Origin of the sequence: Pseudoclavibacter sp. RFBG4 (assembly GCF_002931515.1) — a bacterium.
In the GTDB taxonomy this organism is placed as follows: domain Bacteria; phylum Actinomycetota; class Actinomycetes; order Actinomycetales; family Microbacteriaceae; genus Pseudoclavibacter.
Window position 1 is genome coordinate 53,156 of record NZ_PSYC01000019.1, and the last position, 24,245, is coordinate 77,400.

The 24,245-nt window shown below is 69.6% G+C and carries 18 protein-coding genes; 4 read left to right on the forward strand and 14 right to left on the reverse strand.

Annotated features, from left to right (window positions below):
* Positions 1–40: 40 nt before the first annotated feature.
* A complete protein-coding gene (locus C5E10_RS04680) occupies positions 41–1,285 on the reverse strand; it encodes a Fic family protein (RefSeq protein ID WP_104330657.1) in 1,245 nt (414 codons plus the stop codon).
* A gap of 247 nt (positions 1,286–1,532) precedes the next feature.
* Here C5E10_RS04680 and C5E10_RS04685 point away from each other — a divergent pair, with 247 nt between their 5' ends.
* Positions 1,533–3,143, forward strand: a complete 1,611-nt coding sequence (locus C5E10_RS04685) for an L-lactate permease (protein ID WP_104330658.1) — start codon at positions 1,533–1,535, stop codon at positions 3,141–3,143.
* Positions 3,144–4,010: 867 nt separating this feature from the next.
* Here the strand turns inward: C5E10_RS04685 and C5E10_RS04690 are convergent.
* The 6 genes from C5E10_RS04690 to C5E10_RS04715 all read right to left on the reverse strand — a co-directional run bounded on the left by C5E10_RS04690 (position 4,011) and on the right by C5E10_RS04715 (position 12,887).
* Positions 4,011–4,415 carry a VOC family protein gene (locus tag C5E10_RS04690; RefSeq protein ID WP_219820323.1) on the reverse strand — a complete coding sequence of 135 codons (405 nt, stop codon included), beginning with the start codon at positions 4,413–4,415 and terminating at the stop codon, positions 4,011–4,013.
* Positions 4,416–5,068: 653 nt separating this feature from the next.
* A complete protein-coding gene (locus C5E10_RS04695) occupies positions 5,069–8,119 on the reverse strand; it encodes a glycoside hydrolase family 38 C-terminal domain-containing protein (RefSeq protein ID WP_104330659.1) in 3,051 nt (1,016 codons plus the stop codon).
* A gap of 42 nt (positions 8,120–8,161) precedes the next feature.
* Entirely contained in the window at positions 8,162–8,992 is an 831-nt protein-coding gene (locus C5E10_RS04700; protein ID WP_104298514.1) for a carbohydrate ABC transporter permease, read from the reverse strand.
* 89 nt (positions 8,993–9,081) lie between these two features.
* Positions 9,082–10,026, reverse strand: a complete 945-nt coding sequence (locus C5E10_RS04705) for a carbohydrate ABC transporter permease (protein WP_104330660.1) — start codon at positions 10,024–10,026, stop codon at positions 9,082–9,084.
* On the reverse strand, positions 10,026–11,387 hold the full coding sequence (locus C5E10_RS04710) for an extracellular solute-binding protein (protein ID WP_104330661.1): 1,362 nt from the start codon (positions 11,385–11,387) through the stop codon (positions 10,026–10,028). Before C5E10_RS04710 ends, C5E10_RS04705 begins: the two co-directional genes overlap by 1 nt.
* Before the next feature lie 264 nt (positions 11,388–11,651).
* Positions 11,652–12,887 (reverse strand): ROK family transcriptional regulator, encoded by a 1,236-nt coding sequence (locus C5E10_RS04715; RefSeq protein ID WP_104240567.1) that lies wholly within the window; start codon positions 12,885–12,887, stop codon positions 11,652–11,654.
* A gap of 235 nt (positions 12,888–13,122) precedes the next feature.
* On the opposite strand from C5E10_RS04715, the gene C5E10_RS04720 reads away from it, so the two are divergent.
* Complete coding sequence (locus tag C5E10_RS04720) at positions 13,123–13,785, forward strand: carbonic anhydrase (protein ID WP_104240568.1); 663 nt, start codon at positions 13,123–13,125, stop codon at positions 13,783–13,785.
* 282 nt (positions 13,786–14,067) lie between these two features.
* Here the strand turns inward: C5E10_RS04720 and C5E10_RS04725 are convergent, their stop codons facing one another.
* The 5 genes from C5E10_RS04725 to C5E10_RS04745 all read right to left on the reverse strand — a co-directional run bounded on the left by C5E10_RS04725 (position 14,068) and on the right by C5E10_RS04745 (position 19,536).
* Positions 14,068–15,072: a putative zinc-binding metallopeptidase gene (locus C5E10_RS04725; protein ID WP_104330662.1), complete on the reverse strand. Its 1,005-nt coding sequence runs from the start codon at positions 15,070–15,072 to the stop codon at positions 14,068–14,070.
* Between the two features lie 131 nt (positions 15,073–15,203).
* The gene (locus C5E10_RS04730) at positions 15,204–16,022 is read right to left on the reverse strand and encodes a carbohydrate ABC transporter permease (protein ID WP_104330663.1); all 819 of its coding nucleotides are present in this window, start codon (positions 16,020–16,022) and stop codon (positions 15,204–15,206) included.
* Entirely contained in the window at positions 16,019–16,933 is a 915-nt protein-coding gene (locus C5E10_RS04735) for a carbohydrate ABC transporter permease (RefSeq protein WP_258070998.1), read from the reverse strand. Before C5E10_RS04735 ends, C5E10_RS04730 begins: the two co-directional genes overlap by 4 nt.
* A gap of 42 nt (positions 16,934–16,975) precedes the next feature.
* Positions 16,976–18,334 carry an ABC transporter substrate-binding protein gene (locus C5E10_RS04740; protein ID WP_104330664.1) on the reverse strand — a complete coding sequence of 453 codons (1,359 nt, stop codon included), beginning with the start codon at positions 18,332–18,334 and terminating at the stop codon, positions 16,976–16,978.
* Positions 18,335–18,444: 110 nt separating this feature from the next.
* Positions 18,445–19,536, reverse strand: a complete 1,092-nt coding sequence (locus C5E10_RS04745) for a PfkB family carbohydrate kinase (RefSeq protein WP_104330665.1) — start codon at positions 19,534–19,536, stop codon at positions 18,445–18,447.
* 123 nt (positions 19,537–19,659) lie between these two features.
* Here C5E10_RS04745 and C5E10_RS04750 point away from each other — a divergent pair, with 123 nt between their 5' ends.
* Together C5E10_RS04750 and C5E10_RS04755 are read left to right on the forward strand one after the other, a co-directional pair.
* Positions 19,660–20,409, forward strand: coding sequence for a DeoR/GlpR family DNA-binding transcription regulator (locus C5E10_RS04750; RefSeq protein WP_104240581.1), 750 nt, complete (start codon positions 19,660–19,662; stop codon positions 20,407–20,409).
* On the forward strand, positions 20,406–21,764 hold the full coding sequence (locus C5E10_RS04755; RefSeq protein ID WP_104330666.1) for a 6-phospho-beta-glucosidase: 1,359 nt from the start codon (positions 20,406–20,408) through the stop codon (positions 21,762–21,764). The genes C5E10_RS04750 and C5E10_RS04755 overlap by 4 nt, the downstream gene beginning before the upstream one ends.
* A gap of 20 nt (positions 21,765–21,784) precedes the next feature.
* Here the strand turns inward: C5E10_RS04755 and C5E10_RS04760 are convergent, their stop codons facing one another.
* Both C5E10_RS04760 and C5E10_RS04765 read right to left on the reverse strand, forming a co-directional pair.
* On the reverse strand, positions 21,785–22,588 hold the full coding sequence (locus tag C5E10_RS04760; RefSeq protein WP_258070999.1) for an SDR family oxidoreductase: 804 nt from the start codon (positions 22,586–22,588) through the stop codon (positions 21,785–21,787).
* A gap of 273 nt (positions 22,589–22,861) precedes the next feature.
* Positions 22,862–24,238: an MFS transporter gene (locus C5E10_RS04765; protein ID WP_236558539.1), complete on the reverse strand. Its 1,377-nt coding sequence runs from the start codon at positions 24,236–24,238 to the stop codon at positions 22,862–22,864.
* Positions 24,239–24,245 lie beyond the last annotated feature (7 nt).

Here is a 24,245-nt window from a genome sequence, read left to right on the forward strand (position 1 = left end):
TCGCAGCAGGGCCGAGCGAAACAGTGGATGCGGTGACAGCTCAGCGCCGGGCGCGGCGAATGCCCGTCGCGAACCCGTCCAGGGCGCCCAGGATTCCGGAATGCTGCCAGACCCGTCCCCGGCGTCTGCCGGTGCGCTCAGTGAGGACCCCGCGGTCGGTCAGCAGAGCAAGGGCGCGATTGGCGGTGACTGCATCCACAGCGAGTGCTCTCTGCACGAACGCGGAGTCGACGATCGGCTGCCCGACGAGCAATGGCAGCAGCCGAAGCGCCGAGGCCTGCGGGCGGACGCCCGCCAGGAGCTCGCGAGAGGCCGCCAGCTCGGCGCGCAACGCGTCGACGAGGTCCCCACCCGCCGCGGCGGCGAACCTCGCAGCCTGCGTGAAGGTGCGGACGATCGGACTGGCGTCGCCGTCTCGAAACGCGCCAAGTGCCGCGAAGTAGCGATCGAGGTCGGTCAGAAGGCCTGCCGACACTGGCACGGTGGTGTGCGATGCGATCCCACTGGCGCGCAGCATGACCTGCACGAGGGTGCGTCCTGTGCGGCCGTTCCCATCGACGAACGGATGGATCGTCTCGAACTGCGCGTGCGCCACCGCGATCTGCAGCAACGCGGGCAGGTCGACCCGGTCGGCGAAGAGGAGCAGGTCATCAAGTGCTGGCGGGACGAGCTCCGGTTGCGGGGCCACGAAGTCAGCCTCGCGCGGGCCCGCGTTTCCCTTCCCGATCCAGACCAACTCCTCGCGCAGAAGGCCCGCGTGCGCCTCCATGCCCTGCTGATGCGCGAGCAGCTCGCGATGCATCGTCAGGATCTTGCCCATGGACAGGGGCTCTGTCAGCGTGACGGCGGCCTCCATCGCGCGGACGTTGCCGATGACCGTCCGCGAGTTCGGGGAGGTGCCTGCGCCGATCTCAGCCAGGGCGAGCTGTTTGGCACTCACGGTGAGGTTCTCGATCTGTGAACTCGACGCGCTCTCCGTGCGGAGCAGGATCGCCGACATCGGGGCCAGAGCGGTGTTCTCCGTGCCGAGGACGAGCGACGCATGGCGATCGAAGTCGCTCAGGGCTCGAGTTGCATCTTCAAGGTCTGCTCCGAGCTCGCTCGTGAGCGTTGGGGACCAATCTGCGAGTCGCGTCGGTATCGCCGACGAGTACGCACCTGTCTGGCGCTTCAGCTCGGAACGTGAGAACAGGCGGGGGTCCGCCGGGCGCCAGCTGTGCGGTGCCAGGCCGACCGCCGGAACGGCGAGCACCGGCTCGTTCGCATCGCCCGCAGATGTTGCCATGCCCCAACCTTAGTAACACTTCTGACAAGAAGTGTTACTAACCGCGGATCACAGTGACAGCGCAGACTGTCCCGGCCGCACTTGTGCGTCCCTCGGTCCCACGAACACTGCGAGGCACCGAAAGAAGTTCGGGCGGCACTTCGCCGGCGAAACGCTCGCCCCGCGAGACCCATGCCCGCTACTGTGACGAGCAGAGCCCAGCGCACGCTCCCCAGCGCTCTCGACCTCACGATGGACGGAGCTTCTCATGTGGATGCAGGACATCGACCCGTTCGGAAATCCCTGGCTGTCGGCGCTCGTCGCCGTGATCCCGATCGCCATCTTCTTCATCTGCCTCACGGCGCTCAAGATGAAGGGCATCCTCGCCGCCAGCATCGCCGTCGTCGCCGAGATCCTCGTCGCGCTCGTCGCGTTCGGGATGCCGGGGACCGCCGTCGCCGGGTCGGGGCTCCTCGGCGTCCTCACCGCCATCTGGCCCATCGCCTACATCATCGTCATGGCCGTCTGGCTGTATCGCCTCGCCGTCGCGAGCGGACGCTTCGACGTGATCCGCGCCTCCATCTCGGGCATCTCGCCGGATCAGCGCATCCAGGTGCTGCTCATCAGCTTCGCGTTCGGCGCGTTCCTCGAGGGCGCGGCGGGCTTCGGGGTGCCGATCGCGATCTGCGCGGCCCTCCTCGTGCAGCTCGGCTTCAAGCCGGTGAAGGCCGCCATGCTGTCCCTCGTCGCGAACGTCGCGGCGGGAGCATACGGCGCGATCGGCATCCCCGTGATCGTCGGCGCGCAGGTGGCCGGCGTCGAGGTGCTCGAGATGTCCCGCATGATGATGCTGCTCCTGCAGCCCCTCACATTCCTCGTGCCGTTCCTGCTCGTCATGATCCTCGACGGCTGGCGCGGCCTCCGCGAGACCTGGCCGGCGACCCTCGTCGTGAGCGTCGTCTTCAGCGGCGTGCAGGCGTCCGTGCTGTGGTTCCTCGGGCCGGAGCTCGCCGACCTCGGGTCGGGCCTCGCGGCGATGCTCGCGCTCTTCGTGTTCGGCCGCGTCTGGCAGCCGAAGCGCATCTTCCGCGAAGGCGGAGGGGAGGCGCCGGCCGTGGAACGCCACAGCGTGCGCGAGATCGCGGTCGCCTGGAGCCCCTTCTACATCCTCACGGGCCTCATCCTCGTGTGGAGCGTCCCCGCGTTCAAGCAGCTCTTCGCCGTCGACGGGCCGCTCGCCGCCGCGGTCATCAAGTTCCCGATTCCTGGCCTCACGGGCGAGATCGCGCTCTCGAGCGGTGACCCCGTCGCGACCACCTGGGACTTCGCCCCCATCAGCGCCACCGGCACCGCCATCCTGCTCGCCGTCATCGTGTCGTTCCTCACGACGCCGAGCCTCAAGGCCGCGGACCTGTGGGGGCAGCTCGCCGCCACGTTCCGCGAGCTGTGGCAGGCGCTGGTGCTCATCGCGCTCATCCTCGTGCTCGCGAACATCGCGAACTACTCGGGCGGCTCCGCGAGCATCGGCAGCGCGCTCGCAGCCGTCGGCCCCGTCTTCCCGCTCCTCGCGCCCATCATCGGGTGGCTCGGCGTGTTCCTCACCGGCTCGGTCGTCAACAACAACACGCTCTTCGGCCCACTGCAGGTCGCGACGGCCGGACGCATCGGCGTCGCGCCCTCGCTGCTCGTCGCCGCCAACACGGCAGGCGGCACGACGGCGAAGGTCGTCTCGCCGCAGTCGATCGCCATCGCCGCGGGCGCGGTCGGGCTCTCGGGCCGGGAGGGCGAGATCCTCCGCAGCTCCATCGGCTACAGCCTCGGGATGCTCGCCTTCATCTGCGTCTGGAGCTACACCCTCTCGATGCTGCTGCCCTCCTGAGGCGCCGGTGCCGGCGTGCGCGAGCCGGCGTGCGCGAGCCAGCGTGCGCGAGCCGGCGTGCCGGGCTGCGCCGGGACGCGCGCAGAGTTGTGGCTTGGTGCGGTTGCGGAGCTTGCGAGGAGCGTTTTCCCACAACTCTGCGATGGTGCCGGGGGCGCAGGGACGCAGGATGCGCGGGGCGTGGTGTCCGCCGCGCTGCGCTGCGGGGCGAGCGGCGGCGCGGGGTGAGCCGGTCTCGGTGTGCGCTTAGGAGCGTGTCGGTCGGCGCATGCCGGGACGCGCCGGGACGCGCCGGGACGGGGCAGGCCGTGCGCAGCGTTGTGGCTTGGTGCGGTTGCGGTGCTTGCGAGGAGCGTTTTCCCACAACTCTGGTGGTGCGGGCTCGCGTTGCGCGGGCGGGTCCGCGCGCGCAGGGTTGTGGCTTGGTGCGGTTGCGGTGCTCCCGAGGAGCATCTCCCCACAACTCTGCGATGGTGCCCGGCGCGCGTGGCGCGGGCGCGTGCGGGTCCGCGCGCGCAAGATTGTGGCTTGGTGCGGTTGCGGTGCTCCCGAGGAGCATCTCCCCACAACTCTGCGGTGGTGCCCGGCGCGCGTTGCGCGGGCGCGTGCGGGTCCGCGCGCGCAGGGTTGTGGCTTGGTGCGGTTGCGGAGCTCACAAGGAGCGTTTTGCCACAACTTTAGGGGCGGCGCGGGGGTGAGTCGGCTTCGCTGCCTGGTCGGGCCCGCGTTGGGCGGCGCGTGTCGGTCGGCGTTGGCCGGGCTGGGCCGGGCGCAGCGTTGTGGCTTGGTGCGGTTGCGGCGCTCAGCAGGTGCACCAAGCCACAACTCTCTGCGGGGGAGCTGTCGCCGGAGGCGCTAGCGCGCCACCTACTTCGAGACGAAGAACTCCAGCGCGATCTTGTCGGGGTCCTTGAAGCTCAGCGCGTAGCCATACGGCGCCTCGACGATGCCGCTGTGCTCGATACCGTGCTCGCTCAGGTGGCTTGCCCACGCCTCGAGCTCGTCACGGCTCTCGACGGTGAGCCCGATGTGATCGAGTCCCGGCGAGAACGGCGAGAACCCTCCGCCACTCGCCCCGTCAGTACCGCCGTCGTGCTGCGTGAGTCCGAGGTTCGTGCCGCCCGGCAGTGCGAACAGCTTGCGGTGCAGCGATTCGTCGTCGATCTCGGTCGCCGGGGCGAAACCGAAGACCTGCTCGTAGAAGGCGACGCTCGTCTCGAGGTCGCGGACGGTCACCGCGAGGTGATGGATGTTCGTGAAGGTGGGCATCATCGCTCATTCCTGCGCGCGTCGGGGCTGCGCGCTCCGCCATCCATCTAACGCCGGTCCCGCTGGGAAGAACCGGGATGCTGCGGGCTCCGAGCGGCACGGGAATCCGAGCGGCCGGCTTCGCCGACAGAAGTGTGGCCAAGTGCGGTTGCGGTGCTTCGCGAGCGCACTTGCCCACAACTTTGGTGCTGGGACAGCGAGCGAGGGGCCGCGAAGGAGGCTGCGAGGGAGGGGCTGAGAGAGACTGCGCGGGAGAGCTCGAGGGGCGAGACGCCGGGAGCCGATCGGCAGGGGCCCGAGATGCCGGGAACCCGATCGGCAGGGGCCCGAGATGCCGGGAGCCCGAGCGGAGGGTCCCGAGCGGCACGGGAATCCGAGCGGCCGCCTTTGACAGCAGAAGTGTGGCCAAGTGCGGTTGCGGTGCTTCGCGAGCGCACTTGCCCACAACTTTGGTGCCGGGACAGTGGGGGAGCGCGAAAGGGAGCGAGAGGAAGGCCGAGAGCGCGAGAGAGCCCGAGGAGCGAGGGGGCGCCCTCAGATGCAGGTGCCCGCAGTTACAGCTGTGGCGAACCGGCACCCAGGAGTCCGCGGGTGCGGTTCGCCACAGCGTCCGACCGGGCGGGCAGCGCAGCCTGCCCGCCCGGTCTCCCCAGTTGTCAGCGCAGCGCCGACACCCCACGGAAGCGGAGCGTGACCAGCTGGAACGGGCGCACCGACAGGGCCAGGGCCCCCTCGGCGTTCACGATCGCCGTCTGGTCGACGTCACGTTCGAGCAGGTCGGTCTCAGCGACCGACTCGAACGCGAACCCGGGCGTCACCGTTGCCCGAGCCTTCGCACCGCGAGCCTCATACAGGCGGACGACGACATCGCCGCTCCGGTCCTCGGCCAGCTTCACGGCCTCCACCACGACGGCCGGGTCGTCGACCGTCAGCAGCGGCTCGATCGCCGCGGCTCCGGTCACGGCGCGCGGTGCGACGTTGAGGCGGTATCCCTCGGCGGCCGCGTCCAGCACATCCGCACCCACTCGCACCGAGGTGCGGAGCACGTGCCGGCCCTGGTCGGCGTGCGGGTCCGGGAAGGTGGGAGCCCGCAGCAGCGACTCCCGCACGAGGGTGGTCGTGCCGCCGGCTTCGCGGGTCGTGCGGGTCACGTCGTGCCCGTACGTCGAGTCGTTCGCGACGGCGACCCCGTAGCCGGTCTCGCCGACGTGCACCCAGCGGTGCGCGCTCGTCTCGAACCGTGCGACGTCCCACGACGTGTTGCGGTGGATGGGGCGGTTGACGTGCCCGAACTGGATCTCGGACGACGAACGCTCCGCGTGCACATCCAGCGGGAACGCCAGCTTGAGGAGCTTCTGACGCTCGTGCCAGTCGACATCAGTCGTCAGGTCGAGCGTCGGACGCCCGGCGCTCAGCGACAGCTCCTGCACGAAGGTGCTCGAGCCGTGCGAGCGCGACACTCGCACGACGACCCGGTCGGCGTCCTCCGAGACGACCTCGATCGAGTCGACCGAGCGGATCGGGCGGCCGTGGCGCTGGTAGTGCACGTCGATGTCCCACGCATCCCACTGGGCGGGGGTGTCGCGGTAGATCCACAGCTCGGCGGCGCGCTCGCCGGCCGGAACCAGCTCGCGATCCGCGGCGACGTCGAAGAGCGACGACACGAGACCGTCGGCGTCGATCGTCACGCGCACCAGCGAGTTGTCGAGCACCAGGGTGTCGCCGGAGCGCGTGAGCGTCACCGGGGCGCCGTGCGGGGCGGCACCCGGGGCGGCACCGGATGCGCCACCACCGAGCGCGGGCACGCCATCCACCGCGTACGGTCCGGCGTTCGCGAGCAGCGCCGTCTCTCCGGCGCCCGTCAGCGAGCCGAGCGCCGACGAGATGAGCGTCTCGAGCTCACCCGCGACCCGCTCGTAGTGCTCCTCGGCGACCTGGTGCACCCAGGCGATGGAGGAGCCGGGAAGGATGTCGTGGAACTGCTGCAGGAGCACCGTCTGCCAGGCCGACTCGAGCTCCGCGTACGGGTACGCGGCGCCCGTGCGGATCGTCGCCGCACTCGCCCACAGCTCCGCCTCGCGCAGCAGGTGCTCGCTGCGGCGATTGCCGCGCTTCGTGCGCGCCTGCGACGTGTAGGTGCCACGGTGGAACTCGAGGTAGATCTCGCCGGACCAGACGGGCGGCTGCTCGAGCTCGGCCTCGGCCTGCTCGAAGAACGCCTGCGGGCTCGTCATCTCGACCGTCGGCGAGCCTTCGAGGTCGCGGGTGCGCTCAGCGGCCGCGATCATCTCGCGGGTCGGGCCGCCGCCGCCGTTGCCGTAGCCGAACGGCACGAGGGAGGAGTTGGCTTCGCCCTTCTCCTTGTAGTCGCGCTGCGCCTTGTGCAGCTCCTCCTGCGAGAGCACCGAGTTGTAGGTGGCGACGGGCGGAAAGTGCGTGAACACCTGCGAGCCGTCGATGCCCTCCCAGTTGAAGGTGTGGTGCGGCATGACGTTCGTCTCGTTCCACGACGGCTTCTGCGTGAGGAAGTACTTCGAGCCGGCGGCCTTGACGATCTGGGGGAGCGCGGCCGAGTAACCGAAGGAGTCCGGCAGCCACACCTCGGGCGGCTCGATGCCGAACTCGCGGATGAAGAAGCCCTTACCCGCCACGAACTGGCGGGCCATGGCTTCGCCGCCCGGCAGGTTCGTGTCCGACTCCACCCACATGCCGCCGACGGGCACGAAGCGCCCCTCGAGGACTCGCACCTTGATGCGCTCGAACAGGTCCGGGTAGTGCTCCTTCATCCACGCGAACTGCTGCGCCGACGAGCAGGCGAACAGGAAGTCGTCGTTCTCGTCCATGAGCGAGAGCACGTTGGAGAAGGTGCGCGCGCACTTGCGGATCGTCTCGCGCACCGGCCACAGCCAGGCCGAGTCGATGTGCGCGTGGCCGACGGCGACCACGTGGTGGGCGCTCGCGTAGGCGGGGGAGGCGAGCAGGGGAGCGAGCACCTCGCGGCCGGCCTTCGCCGTGCTGGAGATGTCGTCGGGGTCGAGGGTGTCGATGAGACGCTCGAGCCCGCGGAGGATCTCCGCACGCCTGGGGGTCTCCTCGCCGAGCTCGCGCCACAGGCCGTCGAGGGTCCACACGTCCTGCGCCAGCTCCCACACGGGCACGTCGCGCAGGCCGATGTCGAGCACCCGAGTGCGGTAGATGGGGGCGTCACCGGAGGTGGCGAGGTCGCCCATGGGGGTGGGTGCGTAGACCGACTCGCCCTGCACGTCCGGGTTCGACGCCGCCTCGATGTAGAGGTCGATGCTGTCGCCTGGGCCGATCTTCAGCGGCACCGCCGTGTTGCGGGGCTCGATGGCCTTCAGGATGTGGCCTTGGGGGGTCCAGACGAGGCCCTCGGCCTGGAAGCCGGGGTGGCCGCTCACGAAGCCGAGGTCGACGAGCACCTCGACGCGTGCATCCGTCATCTCCCAGTCGGCTGGGACGGTGCCGGTGATGTGGAACCACGTGGTTCCCCATGGCCGGCTCCACTCGTCACCGACCCGGAAGGGCGTGAACTGCTGGGTGACCGCCTCGGCGAAGGGCACGGGCTCGCCCGGAACGTCCCAGGAGGTGACGGTGAGCTGTTCGCGCTCGCGGTAGATGGCGGGGGTGAGTCGTTCGGACACGAACCGGCGGATGCGGAGGTCGACGAACTGCGTGGGATCAGGCATGGAGCGCCTTTCTGCGTTGAAGGAAGAGGTGGAAGTCGTGGGTCAGCCCTTGACGGCGCCGGCGAGCGCGAACGAGCCGCCGCCGAGGCGGGACACGAGCACGTACAGGGCCAGGACCGGCAGGGAGTAGAGGAGCGAGAACGCGGCGAGCTGGCCGTAGGCGACGGCGCCGTACTGGCCGAAGAACGAGAAGATGCTCACCGCGGCGGGCAGCTTGTCGGGGCTCAGCAGCAGGATGAAGGGGATGAAGAAGTTCCCCCACGTCTGGATGAACACGAAGATGAACACGACGGCGATGCCGGGGCGCATGAGCGGCACGACGATGAGCCGCAGGGTCGCCATGGCCGAGGCGCCGTCCGTCCAGGCCGCTTCCTCGAGGGAGACGGGCACCGAGTCCATGAAGTTCTTCATCATCCAGATCGCCATGGGCAGCGAGGTCGCGGCGAGGAACAGGATGGTGCCGAACATGTTGTCGATGAGGTTGAACGCCACGAACAGGGCGTAGACGGGCACCATCATCGCGGTGATCGGCAGGCAGGTCCCGAACAGCACCCCGTACAGGAACGGCTTGTTGATGCGCGACTTGTAGCGGGAGAGCGGATACGCGGCGAGGATCGCCGCGAGCACCGTCACGATCGCGCATCCGCCGGACAGCACGAGGCTGTTCCAGAGCGGGATGAGGGAGATCTCCGGGGTGAGGACGGCGAGGAAGTTGTCGAGCGACGGTGCCTCCGGCCACTTCACCGACAGGGACGCGGTCGAGTCGAACGACGCCAGGAGGAGCCAGACGAGGGGGAGCAGGAAGATGACGCCGATGACGCTGAGCACGATGTTCGCGAACCAGCGCATCGCGCGACCCCGAGGGGCCGCCATGCTCGTCTCGACGTGGTGGCCGCCCGTCGCGATGGACCTGGTCGTGACGGCGGGGTCAGCCGCGGACACGGACGTGTTGGTTGACATGATCAGTCCACCTCCGGTTTGAGCGCCCTGATGTAGGCGACCGAGAACAGCGCGCCGACAAGCAGCAGCATCGTGGCGATAGCGGTGCCGAAGCCGAGCTGGCCGAAGCGGAACGCCTCCTGGTAGGCGAGCAGCGGCAGGGTCGTGCTGTCGGTGCCCGGTCCGCCGTTGGTCATCACGAAGATGAGCGCGAAGACCGAGAGCGTCTGCAGGGTCGTGAGCATGAGGTTCGTCGAGATGCTGCGGCGGATCATGGGCAGCGTGATGAGCGTGAAGCGCTGCCAGCCTCGCGCGCCGTCGACCTCGGCCGCCTCGGTGATCTCCGGTGGGACGTCGTTGAGGGCTGCCCGGTAGACGAGCATCGAGAAGGCGGTGCCGCGCCACGTGTTGGCGAGGATCACGCTCAGCAGGGGGAGCGTGTAGAGCCAGTTGGGGCCGGTGATGCCGATCGCGGCGAGCATCGTGTTGAGCGTTCCCGCGTCGCTGAAGAACGCGTAGGCCGCGAACGCGGCGACGATCTCCGGCAGCACCCAGGCGGTCACGACGATGGTGCTCACGGTGCTGCGGACGAACTTGTTCGACGACTGCATGAGCACGGCGAGGCCGAGGCCGAGCACGTTCTGCCCCAGGATCGCGGAGGCGACGAGGAAGATGAGCGTGATGAGCACGGACTTCGGGAAGTCGGGGCTCGCGAAGAGGTCGAGGTAGTTCTGGAACCCGACGAACTCCGCGCTCGAGGCGCCGACGCCGCTCAGCGTGGAGTTGGTGAACGAGCCGTAGAACGACGAGATGACGGGACCTAGGAGGAAGACGGCGAGGAGGCCGACCGCTGGGATCAGCGGCACGCCGCGGGTGACCCGCTGCAGCGCCTTCCGCTTCTTGGGGGCGGGCCGCCCCGTCTCGGGAGCGCGGGGCGCTCCCGAGACGGGGGAGAGGGTGGCGGTCATCAGCTCGACGCCGACGTCGTGTTCTCTTCGCCGACGATGCCGATGACGGCCTTGTCGTAGGCGGCGGCGGCTTCCTCTGGTGTCTGCTGGCCCGTCATGACGGCTTCCATGGCGACCGTGATCGCGGCGGAGACCTGCGAGTAGTCGGAGTTCGCTGGGCGGAAGTTCGTGTCGGGCACGAGGTCCGCGAAGAAGCCGAACGTCGGGTTGGCGTCCGTGTACTCGGGGGCTTCGGCGACGTCGGTGCGCACCGGCACCTGGCTTGCTGCCACGTCGTAGCTCAGCGCGTTCTCCTGGTTGAGGGCGAGGCTGATGAAGTCCCAGGCCGCGTCCGGGTTCTTGGTTCCGGCGCCCATGGCGAGGGTCCATCCACCGGACATGCTCGTGACGCCCGGGTCCTGGCCGTCCTGCGTCGGCATCGGCGTGACCTGCATGACGTCCGACCATTCCGGCCACGGCTTCGAGCCGGAGTCGAGCCAGGTGCCGCTCACCCAGGAGCCGTCGAGGCTCATCGCGAGCTGCCCGTTCGGGATCCATTCGGTGTTGATGCTGGTGCCGACGTTCTTGTCGAGCGCCTCCTGCGGGGTCGGTCCGAGGCCGCCCTGGTAGATGTCGCCGACGAAGGAGAGCGAGTCGATGAAGCCCTGCGAGCCCGTGACCCACTTCTGCTCGTCGGTGTTGAAGAGCTCGTCCTCGGTGCCGGTGAGGAGCATCTGGAAGCCCTGCATCGAGGCGCCTTCTGACATGGCCTTGCCCGAGTAGATGTTGAAGGGGCGGATGCTGGGGTCGTGCGCCTTCACGGCTTCCGCGGCCGCGATGATGTCGTCCCAGGTCTTCGGCTCCCACGGCACCTGCACGCCTGCGGCCTTCAGGATGTCCTGGTTGTACCAGAGGGCGCGCGTGTCGGTGCCCATCGGGATGCCGTAGACCTTGCCGTCGTCGCCGAGTCCGGCCTGGCGGGCGTTCTCGGGGAACTGCTCCCAGTCGGCCCAGTTCGCGACGTAGTCGTCGAGCGGGGCGAGGTAGCCGGCTTCGACGTCGGTCTTGACCATGAAGGTGTCCTCGTACATGACGTCCGGCGCGGTGGCGGGGGAGCGGTTCATGAGGGCGAGCTTCGCGAAGTAGTCGGCTTCCTGTGCCTCGATCGGGATGAGCTCGACGGTCATTCCCTCGTTGGCCGCTTCGTACTCGGCCTTGACCTTCTGCATGTGGTCGTCCATCTGGGTGAACTGCCCGAACTTCTGGTAGGCGACCTTGATGGTGTTCGAGTCGCCTCCGCCTGAGTCGCCGCCCGCGCAGGCGGACAGTGCGAGCACAGAGGCGGCGGCGAGTGCCACGACCCCGAGTGTGCGATTTTTCATGGTGCTCCCTTGCTCCACGACCGTTCTCCGTGCGGCTCGACATCGGTGTCGAGCCTTCGGCCTGCCATAAGTAAACCGATTGGACTAACTCATGTCAAGAGCTTCTTGCCACCATGCGGCGGCGGAGGCTGGGAGGGTTCACGGCAGGGCTGACGGCAGTCCGGCGGCAGGCTGACGGCACGGCTGACGGCACGGATGAACGGCCTCGGGGCATGAGGTCGGTGCCGGATCCGGACCTGCGTCGGGGGAGCGACCCGGCAGCGCTCAGCGCGAGATCAGGAGCGCTGACGTGTGGGGTGCGAGGGTCTGGTCGAGCACGAGGCAGCCGGCGCCGACGGCGGCGACGTCCTCGCCGATCGTGGAGTTCGGGACGAAGATCGGGTGGTGGGGGATGAGGGCCGCGTCAGCGTTGACGAGCTCTTCGATGCGTGAGCGCAGCGCTGGCTCGATGCGCCGCCAGAACGGCCCGCCGCAGACGACGGTGTCGATGTCGAGCAGGTTGATGAGGCTCACGAGGGCGCGCGCGATCTGCGTCGCCGCGGCCTCGATGACCTCCATCGAGCGGGGCTCGCCGCGGACGGCGGCCGCCGCGAACTCCGTGAAGAGCCGGTCGACCTCGTCGAAGTCGGACCGGTCGACGCTCTCCTCGCCCGGGAGCGCGCCGATGCGGATGGCGTGCTTCACGAGGCGGTGCGGGACGACGAGCTCGCCGACGCAGCCGCGGCGACCGCACGAGCAGACGGGGCCATCCGCCTGCACCATGATGTGTCCGAGGTCGCCGGCGTTGTCGCTCGCGCCGCGGAGCACCTCGTGGTTGACGACGAGCCCGATGCCGATGCCGGTGCCGTAGTAGAGGAACGCGAAGTTGTCGCGGCGGGGGCCGGAGTCGAGCCAGAGCTCGGCGACGGCCGCGGCGGTGACGTCCTTCTCGAGCACCACGGGGAACCCGGTGGCCTCGCTGAGGGCGTCGCGCAGCGGCACCGACTCCCAGCCGTCGAGCATGGGCGGGTCGAGCACCACGCCGCGCGCCGAGTCGAGCGGGCCGGGGGCCGCGATGCCCACGCCGAGCACCCGGTCGCGGGGGATCCCGGCGCGCTCGAGGATCGCGGCGATCTCCCTCGTCATGTCGGCGATGACGACGCCGGGGTCCGGCTCGGTGGGGGTGCGCGTGCGGTGGTCGACGACGACGGCGCCCGCGAGGTCGAGGACCGCGTAGGTGATGACGGTCGGGTCGAGGTGCACGCCGACGGCGTAGCGGCTCGTCGCGTCGAGGCGCAGCCTGGTGCGGGGTTTGCCCGGCCCGGTGATGAGGCGCTCGCCCTCCCGGACGAGGCCCCCGTCGATGAGGCGGCGGGTGACGTTCGACACGGTCTGGGCCGAGAGGCCGCTGGCCTGGGCGACCTCGACGCGGCTCACCCCGTCCGGGGCCCGGCGGATGAAGTCGAGGATGACGGCCTGGTTGTAGTCGCCGACGGCCAGCAGGTTGTGTCCTCGTCGCATGCGCCACCTCCCATCAACCCTGATCTTGGGAACTGACGTTCTCACATTTTCCGGCCGACCGCGGACGTTCGCGATCGAATCCGCTGCGGCGCGTCGATTCCGGGCGTCCCAGTCGGCGCAGAGGGAGGGCTCGGGGGTGAGTACGCTTGGACGGCGCCGCACCCTCGAACAGGGCACGCGCATCCGGCACCGGATGCGCGTCGGCAGTCACAGGTTTCAGCACGAAGGAGCAACGATGACGGCAGCAAGAGTCACTCCCCAGGAAGCGTGGGACGACCTCGTCCAGGGCAACGAGCGCTTCATCAAGGGCGACCTCCTCCACCCGCAGCAGAGCGCGGCGCGCCGCACCGAGATCTCGGGCAGCCAGGCGCCGAACGCCGCGTTCCTCGGCTGCTCCGACTCGCGTGTCGCCGCGGAGATCCTCTTCGACTGCGGCCTCGGCGACCTCTTCGTCGCCCGCAACATGGGGCAGATCGCGAACGAGAACACGACCGCGACCATGGAGTTCGCCGTCGCCGAGCTCGGCGTGGCCCTCATCGTGGTGCTCGCACACGGCTCCTGCGGCGCGGTGAAGGCCGCCATCAACCAGACCACGGCGCACCCGCGCGACGTGACGCCCGCCATCAAGGACGAGCTCGCGCGCATCCAGCCCTCCGTGCAAGAAGAGTGGTTCACGAGCGACCAGTCGACCCCGTACGTCGACGAGGCGCAGATCGACGTGGAAGCCGTCGGCCGCCGCCACCTGTACTCGACCATCAACTCGCTCGTGCGCAGCTCGCGCGTCATCAGCGACGCCGTCGCGAGCGGCGCGCTGAGCATCGTCGGCTGCCAGTACGAGCTGTCCGACGGTCGCGTCGCTCCTGTGACCGCGATCGGCCAGCTCGCCATCACCCGCTGAGCGCCGCGTAGCTGAGACGACACGACTCGGCGCTCACTTCGAGATGCGTCGAGGTGCGTCGATGAGCGCCGATGAGCGCCGATGAGACCGTCCGGGTCTCCGCTCGGCGCGCTCTCGAGGACACGGACCTGCTCGTCGGGGTCTTCGAAGGTCCGCCCGCACGCCGCGATCGTCGCCGAATAGGTCGCTTTCACCCCGTAGCGGCCGCTGAAATGGGGTGAAAGCGACCCATTCGGCGTCGGCGTTATCGGCGGCGGCGTCGTCGGCTACGCGGCGGATGCGTCAGCCGGCCGAGCCCGAGGTGCTTGCGGGGTCGCGCAGCGAGTGCACGAACGCGAGCTTCTCGATGACCTTGTCCGGCAGGACGAACGGGTAGAGGTCGCGTTGCCCGAGCGAGCGGTTGACGACGTTCATGGCGGTCGCGAACGGCATCCAGCTGTCGACGACCACGTCGCGGGCGGATGCGCCCGCCTCCGGCGCTGGCAGCAGCTCGAACGCGACGGCCGTCTCGAGGGTGTCCTGGATGTGCAGGTAGTGCGCCCAGGTCTCCGCAAAGTCCTCGTACGGGTGCATCGTCGCGTAGCTGCTGAGGTAGTCGCTGCGCCAGTTCTCCGGCGGGCCCTCCTCGTAGTGGCGGTCGATCTCCGCCTGGTAGTCGGCGCGCTCGTCGCCGAACAGCTCCCTGGCCTCGTCGATGCGTGACGTCTGCTCGACGAGCTGCCACTCGTAGTAGTGGCCGCTCTCGTGGCGGAAGTGCCCCAGCATGGTGCGGTACGGCTCGGCGAGGCGCTGCCGGACCTGCTCGCGGTAGCTGTCGTCGCCCTCCGCGAGGTCGATCGTGATGACGCCGTTGGCGTGGCCGATGGTGACGCTCTCCGACACGCTCGACAGCAGGTCGAAGACGGGCGTCTGGCCGACCGTGGCGGGCTCGCCGCTCTCCTTGGGGCGCGTCGCGAACCCGAGGCGCGTGAGGTCGCGCACCAGGTGCCGCTTCGACTCCTCCGCGATCGGGAAGAGGCGCAGGCCCTTCGCGTCGGCGTCGCTGGGGCGGGTGCGGGTGAGCTGGCAGCTCTCGCAGAGCCCGCCGGCCTGCGCGGTCAACCACGTGCATCCGGCGAGCTCGGCGTTGCTGCACCGCCGCAGTCCGCCATCCTCCGCGGCCGTGCCCCCTTCGACGAGCACGTCGTCGAGGCCGAGCACGTAGCCCAGCTTGGACGAGCATCGCTCGCAGGACACCGAGTCGAAGAAGACCTCGTTCTCGCACACATCACAGTCGAACCGTCGCACGGGGGGAGCCTCTCTTCTGCCGCGGCTCAGGGGTGCCGCGGCGACCGACGGATCACTGTACGCGGGCGCACATGGGAGGCCGCGACGCTTGACAAGCCCCCTCGTGGGGCAGTCGGCGGCGCACCGCCCGGCTACTCCCTGACCGCCCCCTCGAGCATCCCCTGGATGAAGTGCCGCTGCAGGAAGACGTAGAGCACGACGACGGGCAGCGCGACCATGATGGCGCCCGCCGCGAGCAGCGCGGTGCCCTGCGTGTACTGCCCCTGGAAGAAGGCCAGGCCCAGCGGCGCGGTGCGCACGCTGCCGTTCGGCGACATGACGAGGGGGATGAGGAACTCGTTCCAGGTCCACATGAACGTCAGCAGCACGAGCGTCAGGATGGCGGGCCGGCCGATGGGGACGAGCACCTGCCACAGGATGCGCATGGAGCCAGCCCCATCGAGCTTGGCCGCGTCGATGAGCGCCTGGCTGGAGGAGCGGAAGTAGGTGCGCATCCAGAACGTGCCGAACGCGATCGACATGGCGATCTGCGGGAACGCGACGCCCCACACCGTGTTCGTGAGGCCAACGGTGCGCAGGTCGAAGTAGAGGGGCACGATAAACGCCTCGGTCGGCACCATGATGCCGAGCAGGAAGAGGTAGAAGATGGGCGTCGCGCCGCGGAACTTCATGGTGCCGAGCGCGTAGCCCGCGAGGATCGAGGCGAGCACCGCGACCACGACCACGATGACGGCGACGACGACCGAGGTCAGCATGTACTGCCCGAACCGCGCGACCTCCCACGCCGTGGGGAAGTTCTCCCAGTGGAAGACGCGTCCTTCCTGCGCGACGCTCGCGTTCTCCGGCCCGAACGCGAGCGTGATGATGACGCTGATCGGGCCGAGGATGACCAGCCCGAAGACGCCGAGGATGAGGTAGTTCGCGACCTTCTCGAACACGGAGACGTTCATGCGCGGTCTCCGATCCGGTTCACGACGAAGTTGATGGCGAACACGATGAGGGTGAGCACGGCGCCGACGGCCGTGGCGGCCCCGACCTCGCCGAGCTCGAACGCCCGCCGGTACACCTCGAAGCTCGGCACCGTCGTGGACGTGCCAGGGCCGCCGCTCGTGGTGACGTAGATGAGGTCGAAGGTCTTGAGCGCCGCGACGATCGTGAGCGTCAGCGCCACCGTGATCTCGCCCCGCACCGAGGGCAGCGTGATCGAGAAGAACTCGCGCACCGGGCCCGCGCCGTCGAGCCTGGCCGCCTCGTAGAGCTCCTTCGGCACGCGGCTCATCCCGGCCATGAGCAGCACGGTCACGAGCCCGAGCGACACCCACGAGCCGATGAGCCCGACGGCCGGCAGCGTGAAGGTGTAGTCGCCGAGCCACGCCCGCGTCCAGCTCTCGAGCCCGACGAGGCGCAGCAGCCCGTTGAGGGGGCCGTCCGGCGCGTAGATCTGCCGCCACGTGACCGCGACGACGACCATGGCGATGACCTGCGGCAGGAAGATGAGCGTGCGGAAGAAGCCGAGTCCCCGCACCCGCGCCCGCGTGAGGATCGCCGCGAGCATGAGGCCCACCGCGAGCGGCAGGATCGAGTAGAAGAAGATCAGCACGAACGCGTGCCCGAACGCCTCCCGCAGCCGCTCGTCCTGCACGATCTGCACGTAGTTGTCGAACCCGACGAAGGTGGATGCGCCCAGCCCGTCCCACTCGAAGAACGAGAACTGCACGGCCCGGCCGAGCGGGAACAGCAGGAACGTGCCGTAGAGGAGGAACGCGGGCGCGAGGTACGCGAACGGCACCCAGGCGGGGGTGCCGCGGCGGGCGCCCTTCGCCGGGCGGCGTTCGCGCGCCGTCGCGCTCGAGCTCATCATTCGGGGCGTCGCTCGGGCTGCGCGGGCGCCACCGGGCGCTGGCTACTCATTCGCGGCGATGAAGTCGGCGTAGTCGGTCTCGAGGGTCTCGGTGAACTGCTCCGGCGTGAGCTGCCCGTCGATGAGCCCCTGCAGGGACTGGCCGATGGTGTCGCCGAAGGTCGGCGTCGCGTAGTCCAGGTAGGGGAGCACGCTGCCCGACTCGGTGACCTCGCCGAACGCCCCGTAGATGTCGGCGAAGACGCCGGACTCCGGCGCGAGCTCAGCCGAGTTGTTGACGGGCAGGTTGCCGGTGTCGGCCAGGATCTGCATGGCCTCGTCGCTGGTGAGGAAGTCGATGTAGGCAGCCGCGACGTCCGTGTTGTCTGCCGCGGAGGTCATCGCGAATGGGAGTCCGGTGCCTCCGGTCGTCGCGAGCGCCCCCTCGCTGGTCTTCGGGACGAAGAAGCCGAGGTCGTCGCCCATGCTCGCCTCGAGGTCGGCCGCGAGCCACGAGCCGCCGATGAGGAACACGCCGTTGCCCTCGGCGAGCGCCTGCCAGGCCGCGTCGTAGTCGGTGCCGTTCACGCCCGTGTTGAAGTAGCCGTCGTCGACCCAGCCCTTGAGCGCGGTCGCCGCCGCCACGTTCTCCGGAGCGGTCCAGCTCGCGCCGGGGTTGCCGAGCCCGAGGTTCGTGATGGTCTCCGCATCCACGTACTCGCCCTGGAGCGGGCCGAACACGTGGCCCGCCGGCCACTGCTCGATGTTGCCGAGCTGCATGGGCGTCTCGCCTGCGGCCTTCGCCGTCGCGAGGGCGGCCTCGAACTCGGGCCACGTTCCCGGCACCTCGACGCCGAGCGACGCGAGCTTCGCCTTCGAGTAGAAGATGCCGACGACCTCGCCGACCTGCGGCAGGCCGTAGAGGTTGCCGTCCCCGAAGACCTTCGCGTCCTCGGTGTACGTCGAGTACTGCAGGATCGACTCCTGGTAGCGGTCGAACCAGCCGTAGGCCTCCGCGTAGTCGTCGAGCGCGCGCAGCTGCCCGGCCTCGACGAACGCCCCCATCGTGTTGCGGCCGTTGTTGGCCTGCACGACGTCCGGCGCGTTCTCGTCGGTCAGCGCGAGGCGCAGCGTCGTCGCGAGGTCGTCGAAGGCCTGCGAGTTCCGCTCGATCGTGACGTTCGGGTACTTCTCCTCGAACGCCGCGTTCAGCTGCTCGATCTGCTCGTTCTGCCCGCCGCGCACCTCCTGGTCCCACACGGTCAGCGTGACGTCGCCGACCTGCGAGATGTCGGTGCTGATCTCCGCCGTGGAGGCATCGGGGGCGGCCTGCTGGCCCGTGCCGGGCGCGCATCCTGCGAGGGCGAGCGCGAGTGCCAACCCGCCGGCGACCGCCGCGGTTCTCCGATGCTTCTCGTTCATGTTCGGCTTCCTTCTTTCGCTGAGGGTGCGTTTCGTGCGATGGGGGACCAGCGGTCAATTGTCGCGGATGCGGTGCCGACAGCCCGGCTGGGTCGGCTCTGGCGCGCCGGTCAGACTCCGGGGAAGTGGTCGACGAGGCGGAACGTGGCCTCCGCGCGGCGGACCGCGCCTGGGCGCTCCGACGGCAGCACGTCCTGCAGGAAGCCGTACCGCTCGGTGAGCTCGGTGTCTCCCGAGGCGCGCGTCGCATCCCACCAGTCGGCGATGTCGCCCCAGCCGGGGGCCGCCAGCGAGCCGCCGAACTGCTGCACGGCGAGGGCCGAGCAGAGCGCCGAGAACTGGAGGCGCTGCTCGAGCGGCCAGTCGCGCAGCGACCCGAGCACGAAGGATGCGCCGAACACGTCCCCGGCGCCGGTCGCGTCGAGGGCGCGGACGGGCACGGCGGGAACCCGGACCTCTTCACCCGTCGCGGAGTCGATGCCGATCGCGCCGTCCTTGCCGCAGGTCACGACGACGATGGGCACGTGCTCGGCGAGGGCGCGGGCCGCGGCGAGGGACGAGCTCGTGCGCGTGTACTCGACGGCCTCCCGCTCGTTCGGCATGAACGCGTAGCAGGACGACAGGGGCTCGAGCACGGCTCGGTCCCACACGCCCGTGTCGTCCCAGCCCACGTCGGCGAAGATCCGGGTGCCGTCGGCCGCCGCGCGCAGCCACCACGGCTCCTGCTCGAGGCTCGTCATGGCGCCGAGCTCGGCGAGCGCGGTGCGGCTCGAGACGCCGTCGCTGAGGAGCGCGTCGCTCGAGATGGGGCTCGGGTGTCCGTGCGTGATCATGCTGCGGTCGCCGTCCTGCGCCACGGAGACCGTGACCGCGGTGTGCCAGTTCTCGAAGCGCCGCGAACGGCTGAGGTCGATGCCCTCGTGCTCCTCCAGCAGCTCCCAGCACCAGCGGCCGTAGACGTCGTCGCCGAAGACGGACGCGAGCGAGGTGGTCAACCCGAGGCGGCTGGCCGCGACGGCGAGGTTGGCGATGCCGCCCGGCGTCGACCCCATGCCCTCCGCCCACACCTCCGTGCCCGCGCTCGGCGAGCCGTGGAGGTCGGTGAAGACGATGTCGAAGAAGACGGAGCCCGCGAGGACCACATCGAATCGCGCACCATCGACCGAGTCGGTCGGGGGTGTGTCGTGATGGGCCGAAGCCATCGCGGCTCCTCTCGGTAGCAACAGCGGTGTTGCTCACACATCCTGCGCGGTGATCGTTCGTGCGTCAAGTCCCGCTCGTTCGTGCTTGCCGCATGCTCGTTGGTGACTGCTACGATGCCTCGCATGCTCACCACGACGCGTCAGGCTCGCATCCTGCAGTCGCTGCGCGCGGACGGTCAGGTCACGGTCGAGGAGCTCGCCGTCGAGTTCGGGGTGTCGCCGTCGACGGTCCGGCGGGACCTCAACGCCCTCAGCGCCGAGGGGCTGCTGCGCCGCGTCCGAGGTGGTGGCGGCGTCGAGCCCGACCGGGTGCCGTTCGCGGAGGTCGCGACCCACCAGAGCGCGCAGAAGACCGCCATCGCGGCGCGGGCAGCCACGCTCGTCCGGGACGGCGACGTCGTCCTCATCGACATCGGCACCACGACGGCGCTGCTCGCCCGCCAGCTGCGGGGGCGACGCATCACCGTCATCACCTCGAGCCTCGCCGTGGTGGACGCGCTCCGCGACGACGACGCCGTCGAGCTGATCGTGCTCGGCGGGGTCGTGCGGAAGAACTACAGCTCGATGGTCGGGGTGCTGACCGAGCAGGCGCTCGCGCAGATCCGCGCGACCGTGTGCTTCCTCGGCACGAGCGGCATCAGAGCAGACGGCACGATCTCCGATACGACCGGCACCGAGGTGCCCGTGAAGCTCGCGATGATCGCCTCCTCGCAGCGCACGGTCGTGCTGGCGGATGCCACGAAGTTCCCCGGAGTCGGTCTGCTGAGCGTGTGCGGCGCATCCGCCATCTCCGCGATCGTCACGGAAGACCATGCGGACCCGGCGACGCTCGCCGTGCTGCGGACAGCGAAAGTCGAGGTGATGTTCTCGTGAAGCTCACGATCATCGGAGGCGGAGGGTTCCGCGTCCCCCAGGTGTTCGAGGCGGTGGCCTCCGACGAGGCGCCCGTGCGCATCGACGAGCTGTGCCTCTACGACGTCTCGCCGGAGCGGCTGGCGATCATCCGCGTCATCGTCGAGCGCATCGCGAGCGAGAAGCGCTTCGCGCCGCGCATCAGCGTCACGACCGACCTCGAGGAGGCGCTGCGCGGCACGGACTTCGTGTTCAGCGCCGTCCGCGTGGGCGGCACGGCCGGCAGGGTCGCGGATGAGCGCATCGCCCTCGAGCTGGGGGTGCTCGGCCAGGAGACGGTCGGGCCGGGCGGGCTCGCGTATGCGCTGCGCACGATCCCGTTCATGGTCTCGCTCGCCGAGACCATCAAGCGGGTCGCCCCCGATGCCTGGGTGATCAACTTCACGAACCCCGCCGGAATCGTCACCGAGGCGATGCGGGGCGTGCTCGGCGACCGTGTCGTCGGCATCTGCGACACCCCGATCGGGCTCATGCGCCGAGCGGCGGCGGTGGCGGGGGCCCGCGTCTCCGCCGGCCCCGAGGGTCGGGGAGAGCCCTCGGTGCTCGCCTTCGACTACGTCGGCTTGAACCACCTCGGCTGGCTGCGCTCGCTGCGGGTCGACGGCGTCGAGCGCCTGCCGGAGCTGCTCGCGTCCGACACGTCGCTGCAGCGCATCGAGGAGGCGCGCCTGCTCGGCTTCGACTGGGTGCGGGCGCTCGGCGCCCTGCCCAACGAGTACCTGTACTACTACTCGTTCACGCGTGAAGCCAACGCCAGCATCCGCGCCGCGGACGCGACCAGGGGCGAGTACCTCGACGCACAGCAGGGCGAGTTCTTCGCGAACCCCGGCGCCGACCCGTTCGAGTCGTGGATGCGCACCCGCCACGAGCGCGAGGCGAGCTACATGGCCGAGAGCCGCGAGGAGGGGGAGGAGCGCGAGGTCGAGGACGTCGCGGGCGGCGGCTACGAGAGCGTCGCGCTCGACCTCATGGCGGCCCTCTCCTCCGGGCGGCCGGCCACCATGATCCTGAACGTGCGCAACGGCTCCCTCGTGCCCGCGCTCCCCGACGACGCGGTTGTCGAGGTCGGCTGCGTCGTCGACGCGGATGGCGTGCATCCGTGGCCGGTCGCGCCCGTCGAGGGCGAGATGCTCGGGCTGATGGTGCAGGTGAAGTCCGCCGAGCGGCTGGTCATCGAGGCCGCGACGCGTGGCTCCCGCGAGCTCGCCTGGCGCGGCTTCGCGGCGCATCCGCTCGTCGACTCGGTCGGGGTGGCCCGGAAGCTCGTCGACAGGTACAGCCAGCACTTCGCCGGGATCGGTGCGCTGCTGCGCTAAGCCGAGCGTTGGGCGTGTCGTCAGCGGGAGCGCGAGGCCCGGATCATGGCGCGCAGCAGCGGCTTCCGCGGGACGAGCTTCGAGGCGATCGTCAGGGACGTGTTGATCGGGCCGGGGACGACGGAGGGTCCCGGGTTCGGCTTCTTGAGCTCGCGGAGCGTGAGGCCGACGACCTTGCGGGCCGTCATCTTCGGCAGGCCGGACCCGATGTCCTCGCCGGCGACCTCGAAGAACTCGGTTGCTGTGGGGCCGGGGGAGAGGGCGAGAACGCGCAGCCCGGTGCCTGCCGACTCGGCCCACAGCGCCTCGGTGAAGCTGCGGACGAACGCCTTGGTCGCCCCGTAGACGGCGAAGCCCGGCGTGGGCTGGTAGCCGGCGACGCTCGCGACGTTGACGAGGAAGCCGTCGCCCGCGCGCAGCCGCGCGATGAAGGTGTGCGTGAGGTCGACGAGCGCCGCGACGTTGAGCGCGATCTCGGCGCGCACCCGCTCGGGGTCCTCCTCGTGGAAGCTGCCGCTCGTGCCGAACCCCGCGTTGTTGATGAGGCTCGTCACGCACACCCCGCGGCCCTCGAGCTCGGTCCTGAGTGCGGACGCGGCGCCCGGCTCGCCGAGGTCGGCGGCGATCGTCGTCACCGTCACGCCGAACCGGTCGCGCAGCTCTGCGGCGAGGCTCTCCAGCTTCGATTCGCGCCGGGCCACGAGCACGAGGTCGCTGCCACGAGACGCGAGCTGGCGGGCGAACTCCGCCCCGAGCCCAGAGCTCGCGCCCGTGATGAGCACTGTCTGGGATCCGAAACGAAGGGGGAGCATCCGGGAAGTCATGCCGTCAATGTACGGGTGCGTGACGGTGGAATCCTGCGCGTGGGCCCTGCCCTCGTTGCCGCTGCCGGGACGCGGCTCGGGGGTTGCCCGCCCTGGCAGGCCTCCGCTCCGCCTCCGCCCCGGCGCAGCCAGTTCTCCGCCGTCGCGCAGCCAGACGAGGAATGCAGGCCCGTTCGGAAACGAGCCTGCATTCGCCGCGGGGATGCGTTTCGCCTCAGCGGCGGTCAGCGGCGGTCAGCGACGGACTGCGGGGTCAGCGAAGTCAGCGGCGGGTCAGCGTGCGCCGGCGGTCTGACGCGCCTCGCGCTTCTCGTCCCGATCCGTGTCCCTCGCCCGCATCGCCTTCTCGTCGTCGAGCCAGTTCGCGCCCTTGTTGTGGAGGAAGAAGACGTAGACGACGAGCGACGCGGCGATCGCGATGGTGACGTAGACGATGAACAGCGGCACCTGCTGCGCTTCGCCGGCGGCCGTGTAGAGGAGCGGAGCCGTGCCGCCGAAGATGGAGTTCGCCATGGCGTAGCCGAAGCCGACGCCGAGGGCGCGGATGTGCGTCGGGAACAGCTCGGCCTTCACGACGGCGTTGATCGACGTGTAGCCGGTGAGGATCACGAAGCCGCCGACGAGGATGCCGAACGCCGCGAACTCGTTGGTCTGCTGCGGCAGGTAGGTGAGCAGGAACCACGTGTAGAGCACGCCGCCTGCGCCGAAGAACACGAGCAGCGTCTTGCGGCCCACGATGTCGGACAGCCAGCCGCCGATGGGCTGCAGCAGCATGAGCACGGTGAGCGCGATGAGGTTCAGGATCGTGCCGGACACGACGTCGTCGCCCGCGAACGCCTTCTTCACGATGCCAGGGCCCGTGACCGAGTACGTGTAGAAGGCGACGGTGCCGCCCATCGTGATGAGGAAGCAGAGCAGCAGCGGGCGCCACTGGTGCAGGATGAGCTCCTTCATCGAGCCGGAGGAGCGCGACTTGCCGTCCTTGACCGACTCGAGTGCCGACTCGCTGAGCGACTCGTCCATGGTGCGACGCAGGTAGAAGACGACGATCGCGGCGACGCCGCCGATCGCGAACGCGATGCGCCAGCCCCACTCTGAGATCGCCTCGGTCGGCATGGCCAGCACCATGATGAGGAGCGTCGCCTGCGCGAGCACGTGGCCGCCGACGAGGGTCACGTAGTGGAACGACGAGAGGAAGCCGCGGCGGCCGCGGATGGCCGCCTCCGACATGTAGGTCGCGCTCGTGCCGTACTCGCCGCCCGTCGCGAAGCCCTGCACGAGGCGGCAGACGATGAGGATGATGGCGGCTCCGGCGCCGATGACGGCAGCGGAGGGGGTGAGGGCGATGACAAACGAGCATCCGGCCATGATCGACACCGACACGGTGAGTGCGAGGCGTCGACCGTGGCGGTCCGCGAAGCGGCCGAAGAACCAGGCCCCGATGGGGCGCATGAGGAACGTGACGGCGAAGATCGCCCAGATGTAGATCTGCGAGTTCTTGTCCTCGGAGTCGAAGAACTGGAACTCGAAGTACGAGGCGAAGACCGAGTAGACGTAGACGTCGTACCACTCGACGAGGTTGCCTGCCGAGCCCTTCAGGGTGTTGGAAACCGAGCGGCGCAGGCTGCCCGGCACTTGTGTCGTCGTCATTGACTTC